11 protein-coding genes are annotated in these 12,236 nt (G+C 52.3%); 2 read left to right on the forward strand and 9 right to left on the reverse strand.

Translation table 11 applies throughout. The features are described from left to right. Nucleotides 1-77: 77 nt before the first annotated feature. The 3 genes from CJP46_RS28525 to CJP46_RS28535 all read right to left on the reverse strand — a co-directional run bounded on the left by CJP46_RS28525 (nt 78) and on the right by CJP46_RS28535 (nt 4,470). Nucleotides 78-992 (reverse strand): carbohydrate ABC transporter permease, encoded by a 915-nt coding sequence (locus tag CJP46_RS28525; protein WP_373558050.1) that lies wholly within the window; start codon nt 990-992, stop codon nt 78-80. Further along, complete coding sequence (locus CJP46_RS28530) at nt 986-1,960, reverse strand: ABC transporter permease (RefSeq protein ID WP_094599030.1); 975 nt, start codon at nt 1,958-1,960, stop codon at nt 986-988. The genes CJP46_RS28525 and CJP46_RS28530 overlap by 7 nt, the downstream gene beginning before the upstream one ends. 257 nt (nt 1,961-2,217) lie before the next feature. Then, a complete protein-coding gene (locus tag CJP46_RS28535) occupies nt 2,218-4,470 on the reverse strand; it encodes a helix-turn-helix domain-containing protein (protein WP_094599031.1) in 2,253 nt (750 codons plus the stop codon). A gap of 358 nt (nt 4,471-4,828) precedes the next feature. Here CJP46_RS28535 and CJP46_RS28540 point away from each other — a divergent pair, with 358 nt between their 5' ends. Next, a complete protein-coding gene (locus tag CJP46_RS28540; protein ID WP_256992572.1) occupies nt 4,829-5,482 on the forward strand; it encodes a cell wall hydrolase in 654 nt (217 codons plus the stop codon). A 107-nt stretch (nt 5,483-5,589) separates the two neighbouring features. Here CJP46_RS28540 and CJP46_RS28545 read toward each other — a convergent pair whose 3' ends face one another. The 3 genes from CJP46_RS28545 to CJP46_RS28555 all read right to left on the reverse strand — a co-directional run bounded on the left by CJP46_RS28545 (nt 5,590) and on the right by CJP46_RS28555 (nt 7,698). After that, nucleotides 5,590-6,042 (reverse strand): SRPBCC family protein, encoded by a 453-nt coding sequence (locus tag CJP46_RS28545; RefSeq protein WP_094599033.1) that lies wholly within the window; start codon nt 6,040-6,042, stop codon nt 5,590-5,592. A 371-nt stretch (nt 6,043-6,413) separates the two neighbouring features. Then, nucleotides 6,414-7,058, reverse strand: a complete 645-nt coding sequence (locus tag CJP46_RS28550; RefSeq protein WP_094599034.1) for an alpha/beta fold hydrolase — start codon at nt 7,056-7,058, stop codon at nt 6,414-6,416. 55 nt (nt 7,059-7,113) lie between these two features. Next, nucleotides 7,114-7,698 (reverse strand): TetR family transcriptional regulator, encoded by a 585-nt coding sequence (locus tag CJP46_RS28555; RefSeq protein ID WP_094599035.1) that lies wholly within the window; start codon nt 7,696-7,698, stop codon nt 7,114-7,116. 148 nt (nt 7,699-7,846) lie between these two features. Here CJP46_RS28555 and CJP46_RS28560 point away from each other — a divergent pair, with 148 nt between their 5' ends. Beyond that, the gene (locus CJP46_RS28560; protein ID WP_094599036.1) at nt 7,847-8,617 is read left to right on the forward strand and encodes an SDR family NAD(P)-dependent oxidoreductase; all 771 of its coding nucleotides are present in this window, start codon (nt 7,847-7,849) and stop codon (nt 8,615-8,617) included. Nucleotides 8,618-8,690: 73 nt separating this feature from the next. On the opposite strand, the gene CJP46_RS28565 is transcribed toward CJP46_RS28560, so the two are convergent. From CJP46_RS28565 to CJP46_RS28575, 3 genes are read right to left on the reverse strand one after another with little or no spacing between them, the layout of a single operon-like run. Then, a complete protein-coding gene (locus tag CJP46_RS28565) occupies nt 8,691-9,785 on the reverse strand; it encodes a Gfo/Idh/MocA family protein (protein ID WP_094599037.1) in 1,095 nt (364 codons plus the stop codon). A 40-nt stretch (nt 9,786-9,825) separates the two neighbouring features. Continuing rightward, the gene (locus CJP46_RS28570) at nt 9,826-10,671 is read right to left on the reverse strand and encodes a sugar phosphate isomerase/epimerase family protein (RefSeq protein WP_094599038.1); all 846 of its coding nucleotides are present in this window, start codon (nt 10,669-10,671) and stop codon (nt 9,826-9,828) included. A gap of 23 nt (nt 10,672-10,694) precedes the next feature. Then, on the reverse strand, nt 10,695-12,053 hold the full coding sequence (locus tag CJP46_RS28575) for an MFS transporter (protein WP_094599039.1): 1,359 nt from the start codon (nt 12,051-12,053) through the stop codon (nt 10,695-10,697). Nucleotides 12,054-12,236 lie beyond the last annotated feature (183 nt).

Here is a 12,236-nt window from a genome sequence, read left to right on the forward strand (position 1 = left end):
TGTAAATGACAACTTCAAAAGTATCCTGCAGCGATAATCCGGCCCACACCCCCCTTACATAATTCCGTCCACGGCCTTCATCCCTTCAGCGATCCGATCATGACCCCTTTAACAAAGTGCTTCTGGACAAACGGATAAATGATCAGCACCGGCGCGCTGGAGACGACAATGAGCGAATATTTCAGCAGATCCTTCAGTCCCTGCTGCACGAGCAGGCTGTTCACATTGGTCATCATGTCGGAATTTTCCGAGCTTAGGATGAGAATGTTCCGCAGGAAGATTTGCAGGGGGAACATGCTGTTGTCTTTTAGGTAAATGAGTGCATTAAAGTAAGCATTCCAGTGCCCGATGGCATACATCAGGAACAATACCGCGAGGATGGGCTTCGATAACGGCAGCACGACCTGCATAAAAAATCTCATGTCGCTGCACCCGTCCATCTCAGCGGCTTCGGCCAGCTCGTCGGGAAGCGACTGGAAGAACGTTCTGGCAATGATGACCTGAAATACGGCCAGCGCGCCGGGAATGATCATGGCCCATCTCGTATTGACCATTCCCAAAGATTTGACGAGCAAATAGTTCGGAATCAGTCCGCCGTCGAAAAACATCGTAAACACGATCAGGATCATAATCAGTCCGCGGCCGTAAAACGTTTTGCGGGCCAGCGGATAGGCCAGCATCACGGTGAACGAAACGTTAATGAGCGTACCCACGACCGAATAAAAGAGCGAATTGCCGAATCCGATCAAAATATCGGAATTTTGGAAGACCGCCTTGTAGCCAACCAGGCTGAAATCCACGGGCCAGAGCCACACTTTTCCAGACGTAACCGCCGCCGGCGAGCTGAAGGATGCGCTCAGCACATGCAGCAAAGGAAATAAAATGACGATCAGCACCAGCGATAGAAACAGGTAGACGATGCCCAGAAACATCCGGTCCGCTACCGCTTCGCGTATTTTCGTTGAATGCACGCTTTTCGCACCTCCTACCATAAACTGTTGGACGAGATTTTTTTGGCGACGAAATTGACAAGGATCAGCAGCACAAAGTTAATGACCGAGTTGAACAGCCCGATCGCGGCCGAGAAGCTGAAATTGGCACCCAGCAAGCCGATCTTGTAAACGTAAGTCGAAATGACCTCCGAGGTGTTCAAATTCAGCGGATTTTGCATCAAATAGATCTTCTCGAAGCCCAGTCCCATAATCTGTCCCAGGTTCAGAATCAGCATGATGACGATGACCGGAACGAGGCTGGGAAGGTCGATATGGACAATTTTCTGAAACCGGGAAGCTCCGTCCACCTTGGCAGCTTCGTATAAATCGGGATTGACCCCGGACAGCGCGGCGATATAAATAATGGCCCCGTAACCGGTGAACTGCCACACATCCGAGAGAACGTAAATCGATTTAAAGTATCCCGCCTTGCCCATAAAATCGATCGGTTCTATCCCGAGCGATCTGAAGATATTGCTCAAGAGCCCGACGTTCGGAGATAAATTGACGATCAGGATCGAGACGATCACGACCGTCGATATGAAGTAAGGGGCATAAGTAATCATTTGGACCGATTTTTTGAATAAGCCGTTGCGAATTTCATTCAGCGCCAGCGCCAGTATGATCGGCGCGGGAAATCCGATGGCCATGCCGTACAGCGAGATTTCAAGCGTGTTCTTAAAGTACTGCCAGAAAAACGGGGTATCGAACAGCTGCTTGAAGTACTTCAGCCCGGCCCAGGGGCTGCCGAGGATACCCTGTACGACGTTATACTCCTTAAATGCGATGATGACGCCGAACATGGGCACGTACTTGAAAATGATAATATAAAGCAGAGGGAGAAAGACGAGCAAATAAAACTGCCAGTGCTTCCTGATTTTCCGGCCGGCCTGTGACCCCGCCCTCTTCCGGCGGGCGGCCAATCCGGGGGGATGCGGCGAAGCCGCCTTGCTGCTAGTTGCTTCCATACCTGCCGACTCTCCTTTGCGCTTGAGTTGCCTTCATGTTATCGGCACGGCACGGCAGCGTTCAATATACAACTTTCGCCCGGTCAACTTATTTCCGCGGCCCTGCTGAATCGGCGATCCGATAGGATAAGGCTGGCGGGGTAAACCTTTTTCTCCATACAACTTTTTTCTGTTCAGCCTGGTCCAGACCGCAAAAATCCCGCAGGGATCTTTCCCGGCGGGATTCGGAACCTTGAGGAACCGGTGCACATGGCCTGTCAGAGAGCGGCAGAGTCCCGCTCATCCCGGGTAAAGTGATCACGGTATTCCCCTGGAGACAGGCCAACGATTTTTTTAAACATCCGACCGAACGAAATGACATTCAAATATCCGACCTCTTCGGCGATTTCCAGAACGGCATGATCCGTATTCTCCAGGAGTGTCCGGGCGCGGCCGACCCTAAGCTCGATTAAATAATCCACGAACTTCTGCCCGGTTTCCTCCTTGAACAATTTGCTGAGCGTTTTGGACGGGAGGTCAAACCGGTCGCTGAGGAAGTCGAGCGACAAATCCGGATTGGTAAATTCCCGTTCCATCGTTTCGCGGACCTTGCGGATCGTATCCGAATGATTCCGGGTAACCTGGATTTGCAGAAGCTGTTCATAACACCGTTCCAGCGTCCGCATGAAGCTCTCCTCCACCTGCTCGAAGGTATCGGATGCATGCAGCGCCAGCTGCAGGGGACGGTGTCCGGCCTCATCCCACAGCTCCTGATACTCCTTCGTCATCTTGCCCATTTCCCGCCCGATGGAATAGATCAAATAATCCGCCAGACTGACGATATGGTCGCGGCTCAGCAGATGCTGCCCGATACCCTGAATCAATTGGTCGTATTTATCCTTCCAGTCCGGCTTGCCCAGCCGGAACGATTGGGCGATCGCGTGGACCAGCTGAAAATAATCGAACATGGCGACCTGGTCCTCTTTGGCTAGCGAATCATAGAATATGATCCGGTTGCTGCCGAGAACCATTTTATATTTCAGAGCCTGTTGGGCCTGGGCGTAAGATTCCGGGATCTCGGCCGGGCAACCGGCCGCTGCTCCCGCACCGATCGTTACGGTAAGCTTCAAATGCTCCTGCACCCATTTTCTCGCATGATCCAGCATACCCGTGACCCGGCCGCGGGGTTCGTCCGACTCCTCGATTTGCACAAGCACCCCGAGCCCGTCGCCTGATATCCATTCCGTCCACACGATCCCCCCGTGCTCCTGGGCGGTTTCCTGGATCACGCTCTTCAAGGCGAACTTCATCAAATACTGGTCTTCTTGGGTAAATTGGCTGCAGAACGAACCAAACTTGTCGATCTCCACGACGCACACGACCTGCGGCATATCGAGATCGTTGAGCTGCATCGTGTCCCGCAGCACCTCCCACTCCTCGGATTTTGGAAGATGCTGTCCCTCGACCAGCTGCTGGAACAAATACGCCTTCTTGACGTGCAGATCCTCGCGGAACTGGCGCTGGTAGGTGTTGGACTGCTCCAGCATCTGGTTAATAGCGGACTGCAGAAATGTAAACTCGTCCTGCCCGCTGCCCTGCATCAGGGTCGCCGCCTTCGTCTGGGATAATTTCTGCACCTGGGTGACGATCCTTTCGATCGGCTTGTAATTTTTCCGTGCGGCATAGACGATCCATAAGCCGCCCGCGGCGATCATGACGATACCGAGGATGAACCAGACGTTATAGAGCTGGCTTGCCACGTCCACCCATTTTCCGTTAATCAGTCCGCTCTGGTAATCCCAGCCGGTCACCGGCGAAATGGCGCTCGACACGATGCTCCGCTCCTGCTCCGATTTACCGATCGGCAGGACGTCTCCACCGGCCTTATCGATAATGTGGATGTAGCTGACATTCCGGCTGTACATGCTTTCGATTAATCGGTTCAGCCCATCCGCCGGTACGTTCACGACCAGGAATCCCTGCCCGGTCTTCAGGAAAGGCGCCTTCAGCGCAAGGCTCACGACCCGCTTCGGCCCTTTGATGCTGAACTCTTCAAAATTCCGGATGCCGCTCCAGCCCTCATCCTTTTTGGCCTGCTCAATATACGGCTTGATAAAAGGGGAATCCGGATAATCTTCCAGGCTCGAGCTGGTCGCATTGCTCAGGACAAAACCGTCTCTGGATCGCACGAGATAAATAGAATCCACCAAGGGATAGGAATTTCTAAAATTATTCATAAACTTAACGATCCGCATGTTGAGGTAGTAGTCGTTTTCGGTTCCGCTTTTATAAAAGGTGGACAGATCCGGATTATTAAGCAGCTCCGTCATCAGCATCTGCTCGATCGTTTTAAGGGAAGAGTCAATGGAGCTCATCGCCTGCAGCATCAGCGTTTCATTGGCTTTAACGGCTTCCTTGCGGCTCTGATCGCCAAGCATTTGAAAGAAGACGAAAAAAATAAACGAAATGACGATTAAAAAAGCCGGCATATATGATAAAAGCTGGCGGTAAAACCAATTCCGTTTTCCCATCCGTTCCTGCACTCCTTATGTAGGGCTCCTGATCTACTGCTAAAATAAAACGCTTTCATATTTTGTTCCAATTATAGCATCCCGCGGCCCCGAATTCATTAGTTCAATACGCATAACGAAAAAAAGCCCCTGAGCGGTGCATGTTGATGCCTCTTTATTTTAATCCCGGTCGAGGTCCGGTTTGTTGAATGAAACGATCCTATTTGTTGTAAAAAACGATCTATATCCATCATTTTAAAGTGCCGGCTTTCCAAATTTTCGCTTAGAGCCGCAAGGTTTTACCACTTATTTTCCAGTTTATGGCTTTGCCTAGTCCGTCCTCCTCCCGTTATAATGCCTCGTGAAGGAGATGATTTCGATGACAACCAAAAAATGGGCAGTTACCTCGATCCTCGTCGTCCTCTTAGTCATTCAAAGCTTCGCATGGAAGGCTGATCATGCCGAAGCGGCTCCCGTCCTTAAATTAGGGAGCGAGGATCCCAAAGTTTCTGATTTACAGTACCGGCTGCAGGTGCTCGGTCTTTATGCCGGCACGCTTGACGGAAATTACGGCCCCGGCACGGAGGCCAGCGTCAAACAGTTCCAGAAGGAGTACGGCGCGGTGGCAGATGGTACGGTCGGTCCTGCCACATGGAGGAAGCTCCGAATGTACACCTTAAGTAAAAACGATATGGAGATTATGGCTAAAATCATCTACAGCGAAGCCCGCGGCGAGTCCTATAAAGGACAGGTAGCCGTCGGTGCCGTCGTCATGAACCGGATCCAGTCGGACGAGTTCCCGGACACGATTCAAGGCGTCGTTTTTCAGAAAAACGCATTCACCGCCGTCAGCGACGGCCAGTATGGCATGAAGCCGAACCGGACCGCCTACCTTGCCGCCATCGATGCCGTGCGCGGATGGGACCCGACCCATAACTCCCTCTACTACTATAATCCGAAAACGGCAACGAATAAGTGGATTTGGACGCGTGCCCGTACCGTTAATATCGGACGTCATGTATTTGCCATTTGATTTCAAAGTACATAGGCCCAAGGGATCATGCCCCTGGGCCTTTTTTCATTGCGGCTGAATCGTGTCCCAATGCTCTAGCGGTCACATCCTGCTCCTCCAGACAGGGCCTACCCCGCGGTATTCGACTTCATTTCTTCCAGCAGTTGACCAAACCGGTCGAAATTCTCCTCATTGCCGTTGATGCAGATTTGTTTGATAGGCTCGAACTGCTTATCCTTTTTGAACGTCTGGCGAAAAGTAACTTTGGTTCGTCCCTGCTCTTCTTCAAACGTAGCCGTAACGCGGAATTGGGGCTCGGAGAGATGATCCAGCACAACCCGTTCCATAGGAACGATCTCTACAAAAACGCTCTCGTTCGGATAATCCCGGCCATCCGGTCCGTGCATGGTGAATTTCCAGGCTCCGCCCGGCGTGATGTCGATTTGATGAAAAGTATTCGTGAACCCGTGCGGCCCCCACCAGCGAGCCAATAAATCCGGAGTCGTCCAGGCCTGATACACGAGGTGCCGCGGTGCGTCGAATTCCCGTGTGGAAATAATTTCGTTCTTTCCATTCGTCATGCCAATAACCTCCTTACTGGTTAAGTTTTTTAGGCGCCTGTTTTTACCGGTAGGCACATTATAAAAGGTTACGCCGCGTCAGGTGCAAGCATTTATTGCGACACAAATAAGAAAAACGTATATCGACGTACCTTCAAAGAAGACAGACCGCTTTTAAAGGTAATTTTTCTTGCAATATCAGGAAGCAATGGCTCTGGAGCTTATACTTTCTGATATTATAAGAAAAACGTCTATCGACGTACCTTCAAAGAAGACAGACCGCTTTTAAAGGTAATTTTTCTTGCAATATCAGGAAGCAATGGCTCTGGAGCTTATACTTTCTGATATTATAAAAAAACCGCTCTAAGAGCGGGTTTGAACGAAATACCGATCTAAAATGCTTCGACTTCCTTCATCACTTGTTTTAACACATCCAGCGACGGAAAGAGATCGGTCTCGTATTCCAGACCGTGATTCACGCCGGGGATCAAGCGCAGCGTCAGTTTCGGATTCTCCCGCAGCTGCTGGAATCTTTCCTCGATATAGCAGCTGTCATTGTCGCCAATGAAGCACAGGCCTCTTTGCTTGCTGCGCATCATCGCGTTCCAGACGAAGTCTCTTCCCAGCAGGGGCGTGAACCAGATGACCTTGGCATTTCGGAACAACTCACGCTGCACCTCAAACCCAAGCGCAATCGTTCCAATCGACTTGCCGATCAGAGCGTAGTCGTCGTAGGATGCGTTCTGCAGTGCATGGTCGATCACGGCCCCGACATCGGTGCGGATCGCTTCAGCGATCTCTTCAAAGCCGAACTCCCGGTAGAACGGATCGTTATACTGATAGTTCACCTGAAGCACGTCATAGTTTTGGTTCAGATAAATACCCGTGGAGTAATACAGCAGCGGTGCCTGGGCGGTGTAGCCCTGCCCTGGAAAAATGATGGCCAAGCCTTTGGCTTTACTTTCTGTTTTGGACAATACGGTATAAGATATTTTCCTGTCTTTATAGCCTTGCACGTAATCTCCATGGATATTCATCCAATCCATCACCCTTTCGGACCTATAAAATGGGGTTTTTCCCTTTGACCCGTGATCAGCGATTTTCCTGAGTTGCGGTTCCGCCCGCCAACCGTCCGACCGCACTCTTAATGGCCTCCCGCAGCTCATCGGTTTTACCTGCGCTGGCCGGATCGATCGATGGACCAAACGGGTTGGTCGGCATCCAGGCCGTTGCCAGAACCATGATGCTGGTCAGAAGAAAAGCCGGGGAAAAATCTGTTCCGATGTGCCCGGCCGCCTGTGCTTTCGCCAGCTCTGCAATTTTTCGGTTATGAGCTTCTTTCCTCTGATCCAGGTGTCCTGTCTTCTGCTCCAGCGAGAACCATGTCATCAGCCGCATTAGATCGGGATTGGCCATCATAAAATCAAAAACCTGCGCGGCATACCCCGGAAGATCTTCCGGCGTAAAGTCGAACTCCTCGTACACTCTCGTCAGATGCATTTCCAGCACGGTCAAGAAAAGCTGCTCTTTATTTTCAAAATAAATATAGATCATATTCTTGTTGCACTTCGCCATCTTGGCGATCCGGTCCACCCGGGCTCCGGCAATGCCGTAGGCGGAAAACTCGGCCATGGCCGCCTCCAATATTTTTTCTTTCGTAGCTTCGGCGTTACGCATAGAGGTTCCTCCCGTGTTTTTGCATAGGATTTACTATATCACGATTTTCAAGCCATTGACAAACCGGTTAGTTAGTTATATATTATGAACTAACCAGTTAGTTAGTAAACCTGTTGGCTGGTACATTCATTGAAAGAAGGTCATCCGAATGACATTACAATCCACTGATAGAAAAATTGCCCTAGTGACCGGCGGAAGCCGTGGCTTGGGCCGCAATACGATTCTCCATCTTGCCGAGCGCGGCGTCGATTCGATCTTTACCTATAACACCAATGAAGCCGAAGCGCAGCAAGTCGTCCAGCTCGTTCGGGAGTTAGGGCGCGAGGCCGTCGCCCTGCAGCTGAACACAGGAGACGCCTCTTCCTTTGACGACTTCGCCCAGAGCCTCCGCCAAGTCTTGGAACAGCTTGGGGCCGAACGTTTCGATTACCTGGTTAACAATGCCGGAATCTCGCATCATAACTCCATCGAGCAGACGACTGAAGAAGAGCTGGATCAGTTGTACAACGTCCACTTCAAGGGTGTCTTTTTCCTGACGCAAAAACTCCTCCCTCTCATCAACGATGGCGGGCGGATCGTCAATATATCCTCGGGGCTGACGCGCATGAGCATCCCGGGAAGCGCGGCGTATGCATCGATAAAAGGTGCGGTCGAGGTACTTACCCGGTATTTGGCCAAGGAGCTGGGCGAGCGCCGCATCGCCGTCAATACGGTGGCACCCGGGGCGATCGCGACCGACTTCAGCGGCGGCATGGTGCGCGACAACGCCGAGCTGAATCAGCAGATCGCCGGCATGACGGCGCTTGGACGCGCCGGGCTTCCGGATGACGTCGGGCCGATGATTGCTTCCCTCCTCTCCGAAGACAACCGCTGGGTAAACGCGCAGCGGATCGAGGTTTCGGGTGGCATGTTAATCTGACGTCCCTGCCCTAAACGAATAACTGCCCGTCCACATGATATGGACAGGCAGTTATTTTCATATATAAAGCTATTTACAACGTGATCGCATTGCCGGTTTCCGACGATTTGTAGATCGCCTCAAGGATTTGCGTCACCACAAGCGCCTGTTCCGGCTTAACCAGCGGCTCCCGATCTTCCAGTATGGCTTCGATCCACTGCTTCGCCTCCAGTTCGCCGGCGTTCAGCGATTCCCCTTCGTAGAAGGCGATGCCGCCGCCAACGGAAGTGCTCGTTTCGACCAGCTGCCCATACCGCGTATGGTTAAACGTCACCGTGCCTTTGTTATCCCAGGCGTCGCCGAACATTTCGGCCCCGCCTTCGGTACCGCACAGGGTAACCTGAGCTTCTTTCGCATTGATCATGTTCAGCGCCCACGAGGCTTCCAGCGTAATCGTCGCTCCATTTTCCATCTTAATGAAGCCGAAGGCCGAATCCTCCACCTTGAACTCTTCCGGATTCCATGGGCCGAACATGTTGCCGTCCATCTTATCCTTCAGCTTATGGAACGCAGACCCGACGACGAGCTTCGGCTTGTAATTGTCCATCGTCCACAAGGCCAGATCCAAGGCATGCGTGCCGATGTCGATCAGCGGGCCGCCGCCCTGCTTTTCGACATCCATAAATACGCCCCATGTCGGGACGCCGCGTCTGCGGATGGCATGGGCCTTCGCAAAATAGACTTCGCCTAGATCCCCTTGTTCACATGCCGCATACAGCGCTCTCGAATCCGAACGGAACCGGTTCTGGTAGCCGATCGTCAGCTTTTTGCCCGTGCGCTTCGCCGCATCCAGCATTTGCTGCGCCTCGACGGCGTTCATCGCCATCGGTTTTTCGCACATGACATGCTTGCCTGCTTCGAGCGCTGCAACCGTAATCACGGCATGCGTGCTGTTCGGGGTGAGCACATGCACTACGTCGATCGAAGGGTCCTTGAGCAGCTCCTTATAATCCGTATATACCTTGGCATCTTCTGTTCCATACTCCTTAGCCGCAAGCTCCGCACGGTCCAGCTCGATGTCGCAGAATGCCGTCATTTCCGCTTTGTGCCGCTGCTTGGCCAGCGCGGGCAAATGCTTGCCCTTGGCGATGCCGCCGCAACCGATAATGCCTATTTTCAATGTACTCATGTGGTTCCCTCCCGGTTGGTTGTATTTCTGAAGCACTGCCTTACTGCGCCAACAGTCGCTGGATGTTGTCGAAGCTTTCCTTGACGCTGGCCAGCTCGCCTTTCACAGTCTGATCCTGTTCTACGATGATGTATTGAACCGTTCCGAGCTCCTCCGCCTTTTTCAGAATCGACGGAATGTCCATGACGCCTGCGCCGATCTCGGTGAAATCCTCCTGGTTAGCGGCCGAGAACACGACTTCATCGGTTAGATGCCCAGATACCTTCTCCAGCAGATTCACCGGATTGGCCGACGGGGCCAGGTCCTTCTGGTGAAGAAGCCCGATCCGGCTGCCGTACTTGTCCATGAAGGCGAGCGGATCCACGCCGCCGCGCAGCGCCCAGAACGTATCGAATTCCACCTGAACCAGCTCCGGATCGGTATGCTCCAGCAGAATGTCCATAATCGTCTGGCCGTCAAACTCCTGAAACTCGTGAAAATGGTTATGGAAGTAGAACTGGATGCCGGCTTCCTTGGACTTGCGCCCGGACGCATCGAGCCACTTGGCCAACTCTATCGCATCCTCACGGCCACGGAAAAAGGCGCACGGCATCACGATGCCTTTGCTTCCGATCTCGGCGTTATAACGGATGACCGCATCCAGGTCCAGGTTTGGATGAAAAGCCACGTGGCTTGTGACGACCTGCAGGCCCAGCTTGTCCATCATGGCCTTCAGCTCCGCCGCCGTGTAGTCGACCTCGAACGTGCCGTCTTCCCGGATGTTATGAAACGCGAACTCGATGTTTTTATATCCGATATCCGCTATGCTTTGCAGCGTCCCGGCGAAATCTTTGGCCAGCGCTTCCCGTACCGAAAACAGCTGCAGACCGACTGGAATTTGAATCATGTGAAATCACTCCTCATTAAAATTTAGGCTTTAACCGACGATGCGCGCAGGTCCAAATCCTGAACAATCTGCTTATGCTCCTTGTCCAGCTTATACAGCACCAGACAACCAATTTGTAGAATGGTCAGAAGGATCGGTCCCAGGTAGAACAGGATGCGGATCATATCGGTCGCCTGCGACGTAACCGCATCGGGATGATATCCGGCGAAACCAAGCGCATAAGCGACAATGGAACCGCCGACGGCAATGCCGAACTTGGTGGCGAAGCTGTAGGCCGAATACAGCATCCCTTCGGACCGGTGACCGAATTTCCATTCGTGGTAATCCACCGTATCGGCGAGCATGGAGAAGTTGGCCGGACTGTTAATGCCGATGCCGATGTTGGCGATAAAGAAAATGACGAGATACAGGAAAGGCGGACTGCTTTCCAGCAAAAACAGCAATCCGTACAGCAGCACGGCGCCGGTCAAAGCCACGATGCTCCCGTTCCGCTTTCCGAGTCTTCTGAGTACGAACGGGGCGAGCGCGCCTCCGGCAAAGTTGGCGACATTCGCGAGCGTTAAGTACAGCGGGATCATTTCAGGCTGGCCCAGAACGTACTGCACGAAATACACCAGCACACCGAATACGACGCCGATCCGCAGAAACATGAAGAGGGAGTTCAAAGCGATCATCACCCAAGGCTGATTGCCAATCATATGCTTAGCCGAGGTGACCGTGTTAAACTCTTTGGTTTTCTCGGCGCTCTCCGAGAACCGTTCCTTGCACTTGAGAAACACCACATAAAACATCACGACGGCGACGACCGTGAAAATGCCCATCGTAACCGGGAACCCCAAGCGGTCGTTCCCGCCGCCGATCCATTTCACCAGCGGGTTGGTGAGCGCCGATACCGCGATGGCCCCAATGGCCATCCCCATGATCCGGAAGCTGCTGAGCTGGTTTTTCTCCTCCGGATCTTTGGTCATCATCGGCATCAGTGCGCCGTAAGGAAGGTTGACGCCGGAATACAGAATCCCAAGAATCAGGTAGGTCAAATAGGCGTAAATCAGTTTCCCGCCTTCCGACCAATCCGGCGTAATGAACGTAAGGACGCTGAAGATGGCAAACGGGATCGTCAAAAAGAGAATGAACGGCCGCGCTTTGCCGAACCGGCTGTTGGTCTTGTCGATCATGACCCCGATCACCGGGTCGATCACCGCGTCGAGAATTCTTGTAATCAGAAACAAGGTGCCGATGGCCGTGGCGGCCAGGCCGTATACATTCGTGTAAAAATAGAGCAGATAGCTTGTCGTCATCCCCCAAACGAAATTGGATGCCAAGTCTCCAAAGCCATAACTGATTTTTTCGCTTAAGGAAAGCTTTCCCGCCGCTTGAGCCATGTCTCATCACCACTTTTTGTGTTTTACAATGCGGTTTCTCGGTTTCCTATCCTGATGAACATGCTTGCTTCTCTTCCCCCGTTTGAATCCGGAAAATGATCTTTCCTCCGGAAAAATGTAATGCGTTACATTTTAAGGCATGAAAAAGAAATATTGGTCTTGCAGGTTGGTTTTGCTAAGCGG

Source organism: Paenibacillus sp. XY044, from assembly GCF_002257645.1.
Classification (GTDB): Bacteria; Bacillota; Bacilli; order Paenibacillales; family Paenibacillaceae; genus Paenibacillus_AQ.

Bases quoted from the DNA above. Each gene is read 5' to 3' on its own strand.
- CJP46_RS28565 (WP_094599037.1), bottom strand. From the start codon at position 9,785: ATGAGTACATTGAAAATAGGCATTATCGGTTGCGGCGGCATCGCCAAG.
- CJP46_RS28550 (WP_094599034.1), bottom strand. From the start codon at position 7,058: ATGAATATCCATGGAGATTACGTGCAAGGCTATAAAGACAGGAAAATA.
- CJP46_RS28545 (WP_094599033.1), bottom strand. From the start codon at position 6,042: ATGACGAATGGAAAGAACGAAATTATTTCCACACGGGAATTCGACGCA.
- CJP46_RS28525 (WP_373558050.1), bottom strand. From the start codon at position 992: ATGGTAGGAGGTGCGAAAAGCGTGCATTCAACGAAAATACGCGAAGCG.
- CJP46_RS28540 (WP_256992572.1), top strand. From the start codon at position 4,829: ATGACAACCAAAAAATGGGCAGTTACCTCGATCCTCGTCGTCCTCTTA.
- CJP46_RS28530 (WP_094599030.1), bottom strand. From the start codon at position 1,960: ATGGAAGCAACTAGCAGCAAGGCGGCTTCGCCGCATCCCCCCGGATTG.
- CJP46_RS28570 (WP_094599038.1), bottom strand. From the start codon at position 10,671: ATGATTCAAATTCCAGTCGGTCTGCAGCTGTTTTCGGTACGGGAAGCG.
- CJP46_RS28560 (WP_094599036.1), top strand. From the start codon at position 7,847: ATGACATTACAATCCACTGATAGAAAAATTGCCCTAGTGACCGGCGGA.
- CJP46_RS28555 (WP_094599035.1), bottom strand. From the start codon at position 7,698: ATGCGTAACGCCGAAGCTACGAAAGAAAAAATATTGGAGGCGGCCATG.
- CJP46_RS28575 (WP_094599039.1), bottom strand. From the start codon at position 12,053: ATGGCTCAAGCGGCGGGAAAGCTTTCCTTAAGCGAAAAAATCAGTTAT.
- CJP46_RS28535 (WP_094599031.1), bottom strand. From the start codon at position 4,470: ATGGGAAAACGGAATTGGTTTTACCGCCAGCTTTTATCATATATGCCG.